Origin of the sequence: Exiguobacterium sp. s125 (assembly GCF_018618605.1) — a bacterium.
In the GTDB taxonomy this organism is placed as follows: domain Bacteria; phylum Bacillota; class Bacilli; order Exiguobacteriales; family Exiguobacteriaceae; genus Exiguobacterium_A; species Exiguobacterium_A oxidotolerans.
Window position 1 is genome coordinate 1,266,657 of record NZ_JACSMI010000001.1, and the last position, 16,904, is coordinate 1,283,560.

21 protein-coding genes are annotated in these 16,904 nt (G+C 44.5%); 4 read left to right on the forward strand and 17 right to left on the reverse strand.

What is annotated here, in order from left to right; translation table 11 throughout:
• Window positions 1–69 precede the first annotated feature (69 nt).
• The 10 genes from KNQ05_RS06440 to KNQ05_RS06485 form a co-directional block, all read right to left on the reverse strand.
• A complete protein-coding gene (locus tag KNQ05_RS06440; RefSeq protein WP_214804813.1) occupies window positions 70–678 on the reverse strand; it encodes an NfeD family protein in 609 nt (202 codons plus the stop codon).
• A 1-nt stretch (window position 679) separates the two neighbouring features.
• Window positions 680–1,402, reverse strand: coding sequence for a DUF2750 domain-containing protein (locus tag KNQ05_RS06445; protein WP_214804815.1), 723 nt, complete (start codon window positions 1,400–1,402; stop codon window positions 680–682).
• A 29-nt stretch (window positions 1,403–1,431) separates the two neighbouring features.
• Window positions 1,432–1,971, reverse strand: a complete 540-nt coding sequence (locus tag KNQ05_RS06450) for a hypothetical protein (protein WP_214804817.1) — start codon at window positions 1,969–1,971, stop codon at window positions 1,432–1,434.
• A 16-nt stretch (window positions 1,972–1,987) separates the two neighbouring features.
• Window positions 1,988–3,289 carry a suppressor of fused domain protein gene (locus tag KNQ05_RS06455; protein ID WP_214804819.1) on the reverse strand — a complete coding sequence of 434 codons (1,302 nt, stop codon included), beginning with the start codon at window positions 3,287–3,289 and terminating at the stop codon, window positions 1,988–1,990.
• 344 nt (window positions 3,290–3,633) lie between these two features.
• Complete coding sequence (sstT, locus tag KNQ05_RS06460; protein ID WP_214804821.1) at window positions 3,634–4,905, reverse strand: serine/threonine transporter SstT; 1,272 nt, start codon at window positions 4,903–4,905, stop codon at window positions 3,634–3,636.
• A 200-nt stretch (window positions 4,906–5,105) separates the two neighbouring features.
• Entirely contained in the window at window positions 5,106–6,101 is a 996-nt protein-coding gene (locus KNQ05_RS06465; RefSeq protein WP_353048685.1) for an SMI1/KNR4 family protein, read from the reverse strand.
• Between the two features lie 26 nt (window positions 6,102–6,127).
• Window positions 6,128–6,433 (reverse strand): hypothetical protein, encoded by a 306-nt coding sequence (locus KNQ05_RS06470; RefSeq protein WP_214804823.1) that lies wholly within the window; start codon window positions 6,431–6,433, stop codon window positions 6,128–6,130.
• Window positions 6,434–6,468: 35 nt separating this feature from the next.
• Complete coding sequence (locus KNQ05_RS06475) at window positions 6,469–6,801, reverse strand: hypothetical protein (protein WP_251132429.1); 333 nt, start codon at window positions 6,799–6,801, stop codon at window positions 6,469–6,471.
• Between the two features lie 48 nt (window positions 6,802–6,849).
• Complete coding sequence (locus tag KNQ05_RS06480; RefSeq protein WP_214804825.1) at window positions 6,850–7,530, reverse strand: hypothetical protein; 681 nt, start codon at window positions 7,528–7,530, stop codon at window positions 6,850–6,852.
• A gap of 66 nt (window positions 7,531–7,596) precedes the next feature.
• Window positions 7,597–8,286, reverse strand: a complete 690-nt coding sequence (locus KNQ05_RS06485) for a hypothetical protein (RefSeq protein WP_214765716.1) — start codon at window positions 8,284–8,286, stop codon at window positions 7,597–7,599.
• Window positions 8,287–8,424: 138 nt separating this feature from the next.
• Here KNQ05_RS06485 and KNQ05_RS06490 point away from each other — a divergent pair, with 138 nt between their 5' ends.
• Window positions 8,425–8,646, forward strand: coding sequence for a hypothetical protein (locus KNQ05_RS06490; protein WP_214765713.1), 222 nt, complete (start codon window positions 8,425–8,427; stop codon window positions 8,644–8,646).
• A 189-nt stretch (window positions 8,647–8,835) separates the two neighbouring features.
• Here KNQ05_RS06490 and KNQ05_RS06495 read toward each other — a convergent pair whose 3' ends face one another.
• The 3 genes from KNQ05_RS06495 to KNQ05_RS06505 all read right to left on the reverse strand — a co-directional run bounded on the left by KNQ05_RS06495 (window position 8,836) and on the right by KNQ05_RS06505 (window position 11,131).
• Window positions 8,836–9,195, reverse strand: a complete 360-nt coding sequence (locus KNQ05_RS06495; RefSeq protein WP_214804827.1) for a cupin — start codon at window positions 9,193–9,195, stop codon at window positions 8,836–8,838.
• An 87-nt stretch (window positions 9,196–9,282) separates the two neighbouring features.
• Window positions 9,283–10,254 (reverse strand): LacI family DNA-binding transcriptional regulator, encoded by a 972-nt coding sequence (locus tag KNQ05_RS06500; RefSeq protein WP_214804829.1) that lies wholly within the window; start codon window positions 10,252–10,254, stop codon window positions 9,283–9,285.
• Window positions 10,238–11,131, reverse strand: a complete 894-nt coding sequence (locus KNQ05_RS06505) for a Cof-type HAD-IIB family hydrolase (protein WP_214801348.1) — start codon at window positions 11,129–11,131, stop codon at window positions 10,238–10,240. The genes KNQ05_RS06500 and KNQ05_RS06505 overlap by 17 nt, the downstream gene beginning before the upstream one ends.
• 231 nt (window positions 11,132–11,362) lie before the next feature.
• On the opposite strand from KNQ05_RS06505, the gene KNQ05_RS06510 reads away from it, so the two are divergent.
• A complete protein-coding gene (locus tag KNQ05_RS06510) occupies window positions 11,363–11,941 on the forward strand; it encodes a histidine phosphatase family protein (protein WP_214765701.1) in 579 nt (192 codons plus the stop codon).
• Between the two features lie 110 nt (window positions 11,942–12,051).
• Here the strand turns inward: KNQ05_RS06510 and KNQ05_RS06515 are convergent, their stop codons facing one another.
• From KNQ05_RS06515 to KNQ05_RS06525, 3 genes are read right to left on the reverse strand one after another with little or no spacing between them, the layout of a single operon-like run.
• Window positions 12,052–12,678, reverse strand: coding sequence for a hypothetical protein (locus KNQ05_RS06515; protein ID WP_214801344.1), 627 nt, complete (start codon window positions 12,676–12,678; stop codon window positions 12,052–12,054).
• Window positions 12,675–13,535, reverse strand: coding sequence for an ATP-binding cassette domain-containing protein (locus KNQ05_RS06520; RefSeq protein ID WP_214765695.1), 861 nt, complete (start codon window positions 13,533–13,535; stop codon window positions 12,675–12,677). Before KNQ05_RS06520 ends, KNQ05_RS06515 begins: the two co-directional genes overlap by 4 nt.
• Entirely contained in the window at window positions 13,528–15,519 is a 1,992-nt protein-coding gene (locus KNQ05_RS06525; protein ID WP_214769532.1) for a hypothetical protein, read from the reverse strand. The genes KNQ05_RS06520 and KNQ05_RS06525 overlap by 8 nt, the downstream gene beginning before the upstream one ends.
• Before the next feature lie 170 nt (window positions 15,520–15,689).
• Between KNQ05_RS06525 and KNQ05_RS06530 the strand changes: the two genes are divergently transcribed.
• Together KNQ05_RS06530 and KNQ05_RS06535 are read left to right on the forward strand one after the other, a co-directional pair.
• Window positions 15,690–16,043, forward strand: a complete 354-nt coding sequence (locus KNQ05_RS06530; RefSeq protein ID WP_214765689.1) for a hypothetical protein — start codon at window positions 15,690–15,692, stop codon at window positions 16,041–16,043.
• A gap of 23 nt (window positions 16,044–16,066) precedes the next feature.
• Complete coding sequence (locus KNQ05_RS06535; RefSeq protein WP_353048684.1) at window positions 16,067–16,447, forward strand: GNAT family N-acetyltransferase; 381 nt, start codon at window positions 16,067–16,069, stop codon at window positions 16,445–16,447.
• 220 nt (window positions 16,448–16,667) lie between these two features.
• On the opposite strand, the gene KNQ05_RS06540 is transcribed toward KNQ05_RS06535, so the two are convergent.
• Complete coding sequence (locus tag KNQ05_RS06540; protein ID WP_214765683.1) at window positions 16,668–16,889, reverse strand: DUF2188 domain-containing protein; 222 nt, start codon at window positions 16,887–16,889, stop codon at window positions 16,668–16,670.
• Between the last annotated feature and the right edge of the window lie 15 nt (window positions 16,890–16,904).

Below are 16,904 nucleotides of genomic sequence, written 5' to 3' on the forward strand. Positions count from 1 at the left end.
TGTGCAGTGCTTTGAAGTTTTAGTCATATCAGAAATTGATTCTTTAAAAGGATTCGTAATCTCTTTGTTTCATTCATTATGTAGCGATCTCCACATTAAGGAGATTCTTTCGATTTTACGTTTGTGCTTGCTTCGAAGATATAATACGAGTGCCGTTCCTGTTCCAATCGACAGAATCGGAAATAGATACGGGATATACGGCTCTTGCCGAAAACTGACATGTATCAAGAAATAACCGACGAAACAGATGACACGTAACCACTTCGGCAACTGATCTTTACTGATGAATGCTAAGAACATCAGAACGATACCGATACCTAATACAACAATCGGTAATAGAGAGAACGGTGTCACGAACTGGAACAGACCGAGTCCAACAAGGAGATAGGCGAACCACGACGTTCGGCGTCGAAACGTCTCGCGTTCTTTCCGTCCGGGTTGCATCCCGTAAATATCATCCTGCTTGTATCCTTCCGCTTGCTTCTCTGTAATCAATTCCTCCATCCGTCGTTTTGCTTGGCGCCGAAATGTATACCGTTCTTCGATTGAATCGCTGACATCCTGATCGAGCTTCCATTGCTCCGTGACTCCGTGATACATCTGAATCGTTCGACCATCGCGGTACAAGAACCAGACATAGGTGATGCCACCCACTTGTTTACTGAGTGTCTGAATCATGTTAACCCTCCAGATCTGTCAGAACATCTTCCGAATCAAGCTCAAGTCCGACGAGCTCCGGTCCCCAGTTCAAGCCACAATACAGTCCGTCGTCGATCATGTTCGGTAACCAGCCATTCATGAACAAATCTAAATCTAAGCGAATCAGATGATAGTTCGCCCATTCCTTTGTCTGTAAAGCCTTCGCCGCTGCTTCCGTCGAAAAAAATAACAGCACGTCCGTCTCGTCTTGATTCGACGGACAATACGCCCAGCCCGACTGTTCAAACTTCGATAGCCCATAAACAATGCCTGTCTCAAGAACTGTCTGTAAGAAGAGTTCTGCTTGTTCCGCACTCCGTTCCATGTGTTGTTCCTTTTCAATAAACGCCTTCAACGTCGGCGCTACTGGAAACAACTCTTGTTCTACATGATCCCATAAGACGATCGTCTCCGTGTCCGGAAGCTGATACCCGAGTTCGTCACCTGTGCCGTCACTTGCGATCCGCAAGAACCCGGATGGATAGTCCTCCGCATCCGTCGTGTTAACACGAACGAGATCGTCCCATGTCCGTTTGATATATTGCTCGTCCTTGATCGGATAAAACTCCCATTCGCCGACGCTGAACTTGTTTTCACGCTTGTACCTGTTTCGTAGTTCTTTCGGAAGCTCGAAGCCGAGTTCTGCTTCTACCTCTTGTAGTCTCTCTTCCGTGATACCTGGTAAGCCGATTTGCTGTTTCATGTTCCATACTCCTTTTACGAAACCTCGAATTAATTTTTCCGGTTAAAGTTCTTTCCTGCAGGATAAAGTCCGGTCAAGCGTCTGCCGTAATGAACCTTTGCCTGCCCCACCCGGATCTTCGTCACGCCATACTGTGCCTTAAAATATTCAATGACGGGTTCGACGATCTGAGATGGTTCGAGAACATAGAGGACGAATTCGATTGCTTCCGGACCATAATCATCCTCAAAAAAATAACCGTTTCCCGACGAAAAAAGAAATTCATTGAGTTCCTCTTCGATGTTCGCGCGATGCTCCGAGATGACGTCATATTCTTTCTCCTGACAAAAGATTTCGATGACAATTTCGTAGTAATCCGCTTCTTGAACGACGTAGTATCCGTCTTTTTCTTTCTCTACTACAAGTTCCCGGATGTAGGCATCCAGATTAAAAAAACGCGAGAATTTTTGCTCGCTCATTGGTTCTTCTAACCGCTCTCCCATGATGCCGTGAAACGTGTAGAGCGTCCGACCATCCTTTTCGAACAGCCAAAAATGATTCTGACCGTTAATCTGTTTGATGACTTGCATGCCTTTCCTCCCGTTCTTATAAATCCGCGAACCATTCTCCATTCAGCTGCCGAATCACCGTATCGCTTGGTAACTGTTGACGCAATCGTTTCGCCCAGTCCGTCCGAAGATCATAAGCGAAGTGTTCTTCGTTCGAGAGCAGATAAAGCATTGCACCATCATGACCGACGATCACGACCGTCGAATCCTCCGGATAAACGAATCGATCTTCTAACACACGTGTTTTCCGGTAGATGGTTTCGATCTCTGTTTGAATCGCCAGATGGTCGGAATACGAAAACATGAACAGTTCGTTCATCAATGCGACTCCGTACGCGTGTTCAAGGATGAGTTCGAGTCTCTTAGCATCTTCAATCTTGACCGTGAAGTAATGCGTCTCAGTCGTCGACGATCGTTTTCCGAGTAACCATCCGTTCGTTTGTTTTTGTCTAGACAAGACATGTGAGGTGAACGACATATGATGTTGCGCGAAGAACGACCTGTTTTCTTTGGCTTCCTCTTGAAACGCAAAAAAGGTCGCGTATACCGGAAAACGATTTTGATGAATCAAAAAATCATACAGGAAGGCTTGGTTTAGGACAGAATTACCTCGTTCTTCCGATTCTACGCTGATGTCATACGCCTTCCCTAAGGGTCCGTCCAGTACTAACGGCCGTTGGATGTCGTCTTCAAAAAGGTCATCTGTGATCTTACATTCGAGAACGAAGACCTGTCTGTCAGGCCTTGATTCATCAATCATTTCATCGTCCCCGACGAGTGGATGCCGCTTTAAATTGAGCAATTGCATCTCTGTTTCATACAGCATGTCATTAAATTCATCAATGCCGTACTGCTCGATGTATGCGACTTCCGAAGCAAAAATCGGCACGAACCAGACCGGTAATACCGTCTCCGGTTCTCCGGACGCCGCATCTCCGTGATGGACTTGAAACGATTCCTCGAAGTAGAACGGTGTCGTCACATACCGAGCAGCGAAGCCGTACTTCGATAACAATCCATCCGGCAGCGGTAAGTACTCGCCTAAATCATAAGCATGTCCAGTCTTTAATGCTTCCAGCGTCAAGCGATAGACCAATTCAACCAGGTCCGATTCGGCATCTTGTTGCATGACGGACAGCATCACTTCTTGATGGACAATAGCGCTATTATCGAATCGCAACGGGTTGCGCAACAGTCCGAGTGATGTCACTGTACTCGCATTCGCAAACGGTGCATTTTGAAACTGCACCAATTGAATCGCCTCTTTTTGTAATTCTTCAATCTCGAGATGACCCATCATCTTGCCACAATGTTTTTCCAAATGCTCGATATAATTCATATGTACCTCCACTATGTTGCCTTTGATTAAATTTGCTATTCTAACGTAATCAATTTCCATTTCTCATATTTATTATATAATCAGAAAACATTTTTGGAAATTTTTATTTAGTGGAGTCGATTGATACACAAACAAAGATAATTTCTTTCACTCAGTGAAAATACTGATTCCATTAGTACATCACACGCTAACGTTGAGCGGCCCTGTCAGCACCCATTGCCGGGAGACGATATCGATGTCGCTCAAGGCTTGTAAATCCATCAAGACAAAAAAGGTTAAAACACATCCCATTCGGGTGGTTTTAACCTTTTTTTGTAGCATCACCGATACTATTTACAATCGAGTCAGCTATTGACGACTTTTTCAGTTGTTTCTGCAGCCATGACCGATCGGTTGATTGACAGTTGTTCCCCTTCTTTTAAACGTTTTTTGAATTCAGCTGTCGCCGTAAACAGAACGTCTGTCGAAGAGTTAAGACCTGTCTCAAACGAATCTTGCAAGACTCCGATAATGAAACCGACCGCTACAACCTGCATCGCTATATCATTTGAAATACCGAATAGACTACATGCGAGCGGAATCAGGAGGAGTGATCCGCCTGCGACACCGGAAGCCCCGCACGCACAGACCGCAGCCAGGACGCTTAAGATGATTGCTGTCGGAAGATCGACTTGGATGCCTAACGTATTTACCGCTGCGAGCGTTAAGACGGAAATCGTAATTGCCGCGCCACCCATGTTAATTGTCGCACCGAGCGGAATGGAAATCCCGTATGTTTCTTTATCAAGTCCAAGCTTCTTACAGAGTTCCATGTTGACCGGAATGTTTGCTGCCGAGCTCCGTGTGAAGAAAGCCGTAATGCCGCTCTCACGAAGACATTTGAAGACAAGCGGATAAGGATTTTGACGAACATTGATGAATACAATCAGCGGATTGATGATCAGTGCAACAGCGAGCATAGAACCAATCAAGACGAGTAATAAATTGAGATAACTAAGCAAAGAGCTGAGACCATTTTCCGTGATCGCTCCGATGACAAGCCCCATGATACCGAGCGGAGCGAGCTTGATGATCCATCCGACCACTTTAGCGATCGCGTCCGAGAAATTCGAGATGAACGTCTTCGTCGTATCCGAAGCATTTTTAAGCGCTAACCCTAAGACGATGGCCCATGCTAGAATACCGATGTAGTTCGCATTGATTAACGCGTTGACTGGATTGTCGACCACATTCAAGACGAGCGTCCGGAGAACTTCGACGGCATTCCCTGGAGCAGTCAGTTCTTCTGTATTTTGAGTCAGAGTAATATCTACCGGGAACAGGAAGCTAAACACGACTGCCACGATTGCTGCTAAGAACGTACCGAGAAGATACAAAAAGACGATTGACTTCATGTTCGTCTGCTGTCCTTTTTTATGCTGGGCAATCGACGCCATGACGAGGAAGAAGACCAGGACCGGTGCAACTCCCTTCAACGCGGAAACAAACAGTGTCCCAAAAATCGTTAAGGATTTTGCGGCTTCAGGAATCGATACAGCTAAAATAATACCAAGAATCAAGCCGATTGCAATTTGTTTCACTAAACTGATTTGGTTCCACATCTTCAACACTTTCATACTTTCCCCTCCAGGCTTAAAGCAAATAAATTATTTAGAATTTGAAAAACGACGATTTTCTCTTTTATCCAAAAAATTAGATAATCTATTCGTTCATTTTTCTAAAAATTCTCTCAGTTTGTTGTCCTCTATTTTTACACAAAACCTAAGAAATAAAAACTAGTTTTTTGCAAGAGAAACGATTCATTTAATCTGCTGCTTTAATCGAATACGGATGCAATCGTTTGCATAAATACAAAAGGAAGACACCCTCGTTGCGAGACGTCCTCCTTTGACTTTTCTTCTTTTCTGTTAGGTATTGCATTCATTTTCCAATCCACCAGACGTTCATTCGTCCTCTGCGAAGTTGACCCGTACTCCGACGATTTGCCACGAGACATCATACTGGATGTCAACATCATACAGCCCGTCTCCAAAACCTGACGTTGAGACAGCACCAAATGAGACGATACCAGCCTGATCATCGGCAGAAACAACTGTCTCAAACTCCATCGCTTGATTCTGACGATAAGCTGTCCAATCAAAAATGCCGGCCAGTGCCGAGTCGACGCCGACCAGTTTTTCCTGCCGGTGCCATTTGCCGCTTCGCTTTTTATTCCCTTCAAAAACAAGAGCTGTTTGACCCAGTCGTCCTCCGTGTAAACGACAGCTGCGGTCCAGCTGCCTGACTTCACATTCGACAAAATCAGCTGTAAATCAGTGCCTTCTTCTAGTCCGTAATAAGGATCCGTCACGATTAGCTCGTTGCCTTCTACCGTGAAACGACCAATTCGGTTAGCTTGATTCGTTTTTCGTTTCGAGACATGCCAATCGACGAACTCTCCCAAAGAAGACGACGGGTATTTTGCGATTCCCGACTGTTCATTCCATCTAAAGACGAGCTCCTGCAGAAAACGTTTTCGAATCCGGTAACACAGCTTGTCTCCGGTCAGATTTTCACCGATACAGATCAAATCGTCCGGTAAGCCGGCGGGGCGATTCTCGTTTTGACGAACGATATCCAGTGAGAACGTTTGACCAGTTGGTACAGGGTACAAGGTCCATTCACCAAACTGTGCACCGTTCGTCTGTAAGAACAGGTCTTTGTATTCATCCGGAAACAACACACCTAAGGCACGTTCCGCTTTTTTCAGGTCAACAGCTGATGCCCCAGACACCCTTGCATCGGGATAGAGGCGTTTAATGAGTTTGCTCACGATAGCATCGCTCCTATCCATGTTGTTTAGACGGCGTAAGGCAACCAAATAATTAATACAAGTGACAGCACCGTTTTCGAAAATTGTTTTTTCTCCAGAAACCATGGCAGTAACACCAGTCCGACTATCGTCATCGCAAGCAACACCAGTCCGACTATCGTCATCGCAAGCAACACCAGTCCTAGATTAAAGTAATGCGCTCCCGCTGCAATCGGAATACTCAAAATCTGAAAATCTGCATTCGGAAAATAACCGAGTCGATCGAATAAAATATTTCCAAATACGCCGCCTACCATCAGCAGGATGGAAAGAGTCAACATTTTTTTCTTCAATATGAATAGCTCCTTTTTAACGTCTATGTATGATTTCAATCATATTTCATCCTAAAACCGTTCCGAACACCAACACGATCAGGGCCAGGGTCAGTGACCAAACGATTGTTTTTTTTATTGTTCCCTTCAATTCGTACATACCAGAGCGCAAAGATATTCATGACTAAAAAATAAAATGACCGATCCAGCTTTTTCTCTGCAGCATCCCACCCAAGCAACGCAGTCACACTCACCAGGACAAACAACAAGCCGGTCAGACTGATACTGATCGCCCGGACACGACTGCTCGGTTGCAACCGATTAAACAGAAAGGCCACGACCGTCCCGATACAGGTAGCTATACACAGATAATACAAAACGTGCTCCACTCTCATTCCTCCATGTTCAGTTTCAACCTTCTTTTACGTGTACCAGGATTAATCGGTTTCGTCATCTAGTAACCAGTCATTAATTTGCGAAATGACGGTCCCTTTCGGAAACCGGGGCATCAGGTGTTCGATTGGTATATAGCTTTCATCGTTTGACAGCAGGTAAAAACCGTTGCCATCGTGGGCAATCTTAAAACGGGTCATGTTTTCATGCATGGTCAGCACACCAATCGGACGAATCAGTTTTAATCGCCACCATTTTGTCTCCCCTAATTTAAATGACAAGTTATCCGAGTACGAGATCGTATAAAACAGATTTTCCGATGCCAGCCAGTAGGTTTTGTTCAGGACAAGACGCAGTTCTTCTGCATTTTGAACAGTAATCGTATAACACGGATGGTATTCCTTATAACGGACTTTCACCTCTCCACTTCGAAACTGTGTATCTAAATCCAATACGACATATGAAAGCTTATTTTGCTTGAAAAACGCGTCATGTTCTTCATGTAGTCCATACTCATCCACGAAACTGATATAGAGTGGAAACACCTGTTGATGGATTAAGAATTCGATTAAAAACTCTTTGTTTTCATCTGCTTCGTCTTTTTCAATTCGGCTTACATCAATGAAATAAGCTGTCTTCAACTCTCCACTCATTTCAAACGGGTATCCTAAGTTCATCGCATCCTTTTCGATAATCTTTTCTTCCGTAATCATGATTTCTGCCATTTTGTTCTCCTTACTGAGACACAGCTTTTTTATTCTCTAAAGTGCAAATGATGCAGAAGACGAAATTTAAATGTCTTTTTCTTGATCCTCTGTATGTAATATCTCATCTTCTATTATTTCATCGTTGACTTGCGTAACGACCATCTGATCCGGCAAACTGGCGATCATGCCAGCAAGAGAAGCATACTGCGTATCCCGGCTGAGGATACAAAATCCTACCCCGTCATAATCAGTGGTGATGTAGGTCTTTGAAGCATTAAAATCAAATACAGCGATGGATCGTCTTCTTTTGACTCCCCATTCTAAGAAATCTCCCCATTCAAACATTAAAGAATCTGAATGACTGATGCAGTAGAATACATTTTCAGATGCGAGCCAGTACGTTTTGTTTAATACAAGCCGCAAGTCAGCAATATTTTGGATTTTTGCCGTAATACAAGAATAATAGTTGTACCGTTTATACCCGTAAGATTTCAAGTTGCCGCCACAGTCGTCAACCGTATAGTCAATCTGATGTTGTTGAAAAAAGGTCGTAAAGTCTTCAGACAGTTCATACTCGTCGACAAAATGCACATACAACGGAAAGACCGCTTGATGCGTTAAGAATGCCATTAAAAAATCTCCACCTTCTTCGACGTGTCCTTCTCCGCTTAAACGATGCACAAAAGGTAAACCTCCATCAAACCGATGGGGATGCACTAAATCTTCTATGAAATTTGTGGTAACAGGTTCTTCTATAATCAGGACTTCTGTCATTTTATGCTCCTTACCGGAAAATAATGTTGTGCTACCTATAAAGAATAACGGAACATGTCTAAGGTTTCCATTTTTTCTAATATAAAGTCTATTCTTTGATATACTACATTATAGATTCACCCTGAAAGGATGAGCTTGATGTGGAAAGCACTATTATTCTTTTCTGTATGGATCGGCATTACCATTCCGATTCTTCTGTCTATCGTGTTCACGATCTTTAAACCGCTTGTTTTAGCAGATGATACCGGTATCAGTATGATTGTCATCGCAGCTATCGTTTCAGTATGTAATATTTATATCGCAACACGTATTTGGAATCGAATCGAAGAGAAAATGTACAAACGAAGGACTTTCATGTGAAAAACGCAGATCCTCCTGTTTACGGAAGAACAGAGCATCTGCGTTTTTTCATTCACACCTGAAAGCGGGCTATCTATATCAAATCTGGCAAGACAAAGAAATCCTCTTCACAATCATTGCACCGAATGAATAAGCTGTAACGGCAGCTTATTCAGGATATTTTTTTAGTTTCTCACATGTATTTAGCACTTAAAATTTTTCCAAAGATATTAATGATGAAGTGGTCAGCTCTTCGCTTTCTATAACGATTGCAGTCAACCCCGTATCTGTTTTGGTTTCATGCCATTCATCTTTATCCCAGAATATGGCTTCCCCACTATGAACTTTGATATATTCATCCGTCTCACCTTTGACCCAGCCTTCTCCGTTTACAACTACAAGAAGCTGAGAAACAACAGCCTGATGATAACCGATTAATCCATCCTCATCTAAATGCACACATCCGATATGTGCTACTTTGTCTGTCTGTGTAATACGTGACATCACAAAATCAGAGTCGAACTTTGTAATTTTCTTACCCACTTCTTTTTTAAATTGATAGATTTCCATATAATCCTCTCCTGACCAACCGCTTTTGAATATGACCGCTTTGAGAAGATAAACCGCTACGTTTACAAGCTTTACAACTTTCAAGTATCATGTCGTTTCACGCACAATCAGCTCGAGTGGAATCGGCTGACAGACGGGAAGTTCTTTTCCCCGAGCCAATCGATCGAGCAGTTGGACTGCTTCTTTCCCGAGACGTTCAATCGGTTGGGCAACGGTGGTCATCCCCATTGCCTCCGCAATCGCCTGATTGTCAAAGCCGGTCACAGCAAGCATATCCGGAATTTTAATACCTTCTTGTTTCGCCTGATGAATGATGCCGGCAGCGACATAATCGTTTCCGACAATCATCGCCGTTGGTCGGTCTGTGAGCGTCAACAACTGATTCATGACCTTTTGTCCATCGGCAAAGGAATAGTTCTCCTCAAAATACCAATCCGGCGAAACGAGTAGTCCGTGTTCCTGAACGAACGCTTCGAAAGCATGACGGCGAATCAAACCAACTCCGCTCGCCGGATTTCCGAGACACAGTCCGAGAGAAGAATGCCCCCGTTCCACTAGATGAGATAACACTGCTAAGACTCCGCTTTGATGATCAACAGCGACCTGCGCGAGACTTTCTTCCCGCTGTTCGCAGATTACGACCGGACCATCGCGTCGAACACGCTCAAGTGCTTCCGGCGGACTGACTGACGATCCGATGATCAGCCCGTCGATTTGTTTATGCCGCAGTTGTGTAAACGACAGCTGTTCCTGTTCCCTGTCACTAAACGTTTGATGAATCAGCATCGAAATGTTCTGTTCGGCACAGGCAATACCGATGCCCTCGATCAGTTGACTGAAAAACGGATGGTTGATTTGCGGAACCATCACACCGATGACATTTGTTTTGCCACGCGACAAATGAACCGCATTTTGATTCGGCCGATAATCCAGTTGCTTCATTGCCCGTAAGACGGCCTCCCGTTTCTCAGCAATGACATACGGCTGATTGTTCAACACACGGGAGACCGTCGAGCGGGAAACGCCGGCTTCCTTTGCGATTTCAGTAATATTTGCCATCCTGTACTCCTTTATGTCCGACTTGAATCGAACGGAACGTTTCTAACGCCATGGCAACTCCATCGTCATCATGATGTCCTGTCTTGTAAGTCGCCAGTCGTTTAACGGTGTCTTCCGCATTCCCCATCGCAATACTTGTCCCGGCCACCCGAAACATCGGCAAGTCATTGTGATGATCGCCGATCGCTACGGTTGCTGTCAGTAGAATTCCCATCCGTTCAGCAAATTGTTGCAACGCCATTCCTTTATCACTTCCGCTCGCAGTCACCTCAAGGTTAAATGGGCCAGAGCTTGTAACGGTGCAGTTTCGTGACGACAAGTCATTTTGAATCTGTTTAAGTACGACTGCTTTCGGACTGACAATCATGAATTTCATGACTTGCGTGAAATTGACATCAGAGAAATCCGTTACTTCCCGGACGCCATACTGCGTCAATTGAGGGTGCACGGATTTAAGAAATTTGTCAGCTTGAAACGACGGATTGGTTCCTTGTTCTTCTTTGATTTTTTTCATCAACTGATCCGTCGCGTCATACGTCATCAGAATTTCATCTTCCAAGTAAATTTGAAGATATACGTTCTGCTTCAGCAAGCAGTTCAAGATGGCTTCACTCTCATCAGAGGGAACATAAGTATTTTTCCGTATCGGTTCTCCTTCGTATTCTGCCCGGAGTTCTGCTCCGTTTGAACCGATGATTGGACAATTGAGTTCATGGAACCGTAACAGGTGCGCTGCGTCAAACGCGGCACGTCCTGTCGCAATCACGACGATGTCTCCATTCTTCTGGCATTGCTTGACCGCTGAGACATTTCGTTCTGAAATTATATGAGTTGAGTGTAACAACGTGCCGTCTAAATCAATGGCAAATAAGCGCATGGTGTTCCTCCTTGCGGGATAATGTACTGTTCGTCTTCAGTATAGATTCTGAAACGCATCCCAGAGCAACCTCTTTGTTCCCATTCCACATAGGTTAAAATGAATGTCTCTTTTTTGTGAAATGGCTCATAATTACTCAAGTAGGGCTTTAATCTGCTTTGTCAGCTGTATCCTTTAATTTTTACCTCACCAATCACTTTACTCCATCACAGAAAGGCGGGTTCCGCTTCTATGACAACTGTTTACTTTGTAAGGCACGCTGAATCTCCGAAAACCGATTTGGATGAACGAACACGAGGTTTAACTGATGGCGGACAAATGGCTGCACAACACGTCACAACCTACTTAAAGGATAAAAAGATTGATCTGTTTTTCTCCAGTCCCTATCAGCGTTCGTTGTTGACGATTGAAGCGGCAGCGCATTATTTCGGGAAAGACATCTTGATTGAAGAAAACTTACGGGAATGTGCCTTTTCCGGACAACACCAGACGATGCCGCAAGCTGACGTCTATCCGCTCGTCCAACAGATGTTTACTGATCACGATTTTTCTCGCGACGGCTCGGAAACATTTCAATCCTGTCAGCACCGTGGAATTCAGGCATTGATGTTGATTTTGCAAAAGAACGCTGGAAAACGGCTCGTCATCGGCACGCACGGTTTCATCATGACTGCGATTTTTCACCACTTTGATGCTATGTACGATTTTAATTTTCTTCGCCAAACGACAAAGCCGGATATCTATCAACTTACCTTTAAAGGAACAGAGCTCGTAAACATGTCACGCATCACGTTATCTCTTTACGATTGATGAGACGTGATGAACTCGAGCAAAATCGATTGTTCCGGCGGATTGATTCTGTCTGGTAAATTGTCGAGACGGAAGAACTTTAAGAGCAAGAATTGGTAGTCGGTTTTCGTTTAAGATCGTTGCCATAATCGAATACCCGACAATCCGGCAAAAAGGATTGTCAGAACACCAACCCGTTGAACTTTGGATTGGTAAAGAGGATCGGTCAGATTAACATCGAGCTGAAAAACGTGTGGCCATGGCATGAACTGTCCTTTTGTGACGATTTCTAATAAGGTGTACATCAAGATTAAGGCGAGCGCGTATTCAAACTTCTGAGTCCACAACATCAGACTCATCCCGACAAATAAAAATAACAACAGCAACAAGATATGATGAACATATACAAGAAATGGCAAGGCGCTAAAATCTAATTCGAGAATTGTCGCCATCAACACGATGTATCCACCAAAATAAACGAGGAAAAACCTGCCTGCGTCTATCCAAATCCACTTTCGATACTGCAAAACTAACGTGTGATACGCTCCTTCTTCAAATAGAGGTTGGAGGTGTAACATAATGGTCCACGCCACACACGGAATAAACACGGTATGAACGATTTGAATTCCGGACGTCAGGCAATCCGATAACGCAGACACCTCCAACACAAGGAAGACCAGCACCGGAAGTAATGCAGCGACGCCGTGCAGTTTCCAATCGAACATAAATAAGTGATGGAGAATCTGCCTTTTCTTCATATAGCACGTCGCATGACTATCAAGTAGCCATCCATTAACTTCGGTTCGATTGTAGAAATGCCAGTCGCCTCGTCTTCTAAAAAACGTACTTCCACGACGTCCCCTTTTTCATTTAAATGTACGACACGCTCATCCTGCATCCACCTTCCAAGATCCTCTGCCATGACGTCAACTTGTCCGAGGTAGCCAACCGCTTGTGCTTTTAACTCGGTCGGAGTACCTTCAAACTGGACGGAGCCACCTTTGATAATCCCAATCTTTGTACAGAGGAACTCGATGTCCTCGACGAGATGCGAGGAGATGACAATCGTGTGGTCTACCCCCAACTCATGTAACAGATTACGAAAACGAATCCGTTCTTCGATATCTAAACCAGCTGTCGGCTCATCAAAAATTAAAATCTCCGGTTTCCGTAACAACAGTTGCGCAATACCGACCCGACGCCGCATCCCTCCGGACAACTCATTCATCCGTGTTTGTGCTTTGTCTTGCAGATTGACGCGTCTCAATGCTTCCTCCACCCGTTCCTGCCGCTGGTTCATCTCCATGATTCCTTGCAATAAAGCAAAATGAAGAAGTACTTCTTCCACTTTTAAAGTCGGATAGACATTAAAATCTTGCGGTAGGAAACCGACTCGATCGGAAACATCGGCATACTTTCTCCGGACAACGGATTGACCGTCAATCACAATCTGTCCGCCGGTAATCGACGTCAATCCACAGAGCATTTTCATTAATGTTGTTTTCCCGGCTCCGTTTGGACCAAGCAATCCATAGATACCTTCGATTTCTAGCGAGACTTGATGCAGAATGTGTTTTTTGCGGTAAGACTTGGACAGATGTTGCACTTCAATCATCCCTGTTCCCTCCCTTCTGCTTGGCATTCAACTCACGGTACCATTTCTGTAACAGCACCAACTGCTGGTCATGACTGCGATCAGAAAACATTTTGATCCAACCGTTAAGTTGCTTCATATCCCGTCCGGTTTGTTGAAGATAAAATGAATCAATCTCAATCGGTTCGAGTTTCAGTTCGATTTGCAACCAGTAGGCAAGTGCGGCATTAAACAGCTTCCACTTTGGATCTATTTTGACGTGGCTTGATGTCTCAGACCACATCAAGCCCGGTACATAGGCCGCAATCACTTCATTTAAACTTTGATCCAGTCTGAGGTTAGTCCCCACTTGCAACAACAAATGATGACTATCACAGAAACTGTTTCGCTCAAGGTTCGGCGAAATAAGCACCACCTTATCCGGAAAAATCACTTTTTTCCCAAACGTGCGCCGAATAACTGTATTTGTATGTTTCAGTACCTGTTCGACCGGCAACCAATAAGTCGAAGGATTGGACCAGGAAGAATCCGTTACGATCTGGATCCCTCTAGCTTCATAGGTCGACAGGTTCCCACGAAGCAACGTCACACCTGATACTCGTCCTATGTACGTATTTTCATCCTGTCTTGTTAAATTCGATACGAGATCATTCGGCAACTCACCTGTGATTCGCACATTCATCAGATTAGATCGGTCAACAATCAGATCAAGCGTCTCCACGCCTAAACGATTGATGGGCTCAACTTGGCGGGCCGGGTACCAATTTGTCGTCGCCGGCAGATACCATTCTTCCTCTGTCACCGGAAAATGAGGACTGTTGTGGAGTTGATAACGGATCGTCACGGTGTGCGTTCGTGCCTGCGGAGGAAGCGACATGCTAATAAAGTCGCCGTACTGTTTATACTGCAACTTTTTTTGTCCGGCTGATACGGATGTGATGTGGTACTCGTGCCATAAAGACAAGACAATATGCGCCTGATCTGACTGGATTTTCAGTTCCGCCTCCGTCTCTATCTGATTTTCGACAGGATTTAAAGTTAAATTCATCTTTTGAATCGTATAGTCCAAATTTTTATGATTCGGCTGAAACCGATAAGGTGTTTTATAATGTTGGGCTAGCTCAGCATCGTGACTCCGGTCAAAGGTCTGTTGGTTGTTCGCCAGCGCATAAGGTGAGATTATGATCAGCAGGCAAAGCACGAGTAATGAAATGACTACTGTCATCCATTGTCGTGACAATCTGAGGTGCCACTGACCAATTAACAGAAACAGAATGATACTTTGAAGCACGATGTGAATGAAGATTTTCAACAGTAATGCTTGGTTTCCAAGATATCCAACGAGCGGCACATATACACTACCAGGTTGCAAAGGACCGATAAACAGAAAACTGCGGTCTCCTTCCAATCCACCTTCATAAAAATAAGCAGAAAAGAACTCGGTATTCAGAGGTCCGAGGAACACCCAGATGAGAACCAATACAAGCATTCCAATTTTTTGTTTCCCGAAAATCATCGCACAATTTATTCCCCATAAGGCTGCGAGGACAAGTGGAAGAAAATAAAAAATCAAGATGTGCCGTAATATGTCCAGTTGGAAGCTAGACCACGGAACTTGTTCCTGATGAAAATAGACAAACATTCCTGTGGCACCAAACAAAAGAGCCATACCGGTAAACAGAGCATGATTCATGAGTATTGCTATCACGCGTTGATACTGAATCCGGACGATGTCTGGAAAAAGAATGCTTTGTCGGTACTGGATTTCATCCGCGACAAGTCGGTACATATAGACGGCAACCAATAACATGATTCCCTGCATCGGGATGACGAGCCCATCCAGTAAACTAGCAAAGTCCATATAGGTATAGGTTTCACGAATATCGGCAACAACTTTCATGAGAACACTAAAAGGAAACACCAGTAATGCCCCTATGTAAAACAGGCTCGTCCCCATCTGTTTTCCATAAAATTTTAGCAGTTCGCCTAAGATAATTTTTTTCATGATTGCCCCCCTCTTATTACATAAAAACCATGGTAAAGAGTAGGATTTTTCTTTTTGTCTCTTATCTATTTTACCACTATATGGTTTTAATCTTAATCAAATGTTAAAATGATGGAAATGTATTTTGGTCGCAAAATCAATACATGTTTTCAGAACAGGAGTCGAGACAAGTGATTGATCATAAAAAACAAATTGAAGTCCTGCTGTACGGAAATCCATTACAGTTCGCCTGTGAAACACTTGGTGTCCCGAATATGCGAAATCATTCCTACGCAGACGTTTTTACTGTCAGTCGAGCGGAAGTCTTGGCTTATACGGCGGTACACGGTATACCTGAACCATCTTCGACCGAATCCAATCGTTTGCTGGACGGATTTCATTATTATGAAGAATACGGTACGTGGTACACGTTTTTTCGGGAACGTGGCATGACGTTTGACCAAAAGAAGTTCAGCGACGAAACAATCGCCAAAGAATACATTGTATCGATGCTTCTGAAGCTGACCATGACCGGATTATATTAAATCCATGGAAGGAAGGGATTACTTTGACTACTTCTCCATTCCCCATCCTGCAAACCACAAGACTGACGCTCCGCGAGGTGAAACCGCTCGACGCTCCGAGTCTACTGACGTATCTCGCTGATGAACGTGTCGTTAAACCGATAGGGCTCGCTCCCTTCCAAACGGAAGCCGATGCGTTGGACGAAATCAACTGGTATCACGCCATCCGAACAGAACAGACCGGTCTCCGCTGGGGCATCACTGAACATGCGACTCCTGACATCATCGGCAGTTGCGGTTTCTTGAACCGTTCTTCCCGGCATCAGCGGGCGGAACTCGGCTTTGAACTGAGTCCTGCTCACTGGGGTAAAGGACTGGCACAAGAAGCCGTTCGAGCCGTACTCGCACACGGTTTTAATGAATGAAACTTAAACCGGATCGAAGCGCTTGTTCTGCCGGACAATACGGCCACTCAACGGTTGCTCGAACGGCTTGGTTTCAAGCGGGAAGGACTGTTGCGTCAATACGAGAAGACACGCGGACAGTTCGATGATTTGTATATGTATTCCTTGTTGAAGACAGAATGGCAGGACGGCTCAATCCACAATAAAAACACGTCCTTATACTAGCGACGTGTTTTTGCGTTTACCCACGCGGCGGGAACGGATCATTGCCGTATGAATCTTTATCGCGGATCTGACCTTCCTTGTTATGAATGATCAGCTCGACCTGTTGTTTTTTCGCAATTTCCCGTCCGGCTGCGATCGCTTCTATTTGTGTCGGAAATCGCTTCGTTGCTCTCGATGCCCCTTCCGCAATGACCTGATAACCGCCATCCGGATGTGGTGTAACATGCTGATTCGCCATGCGTTCACTTCCTTT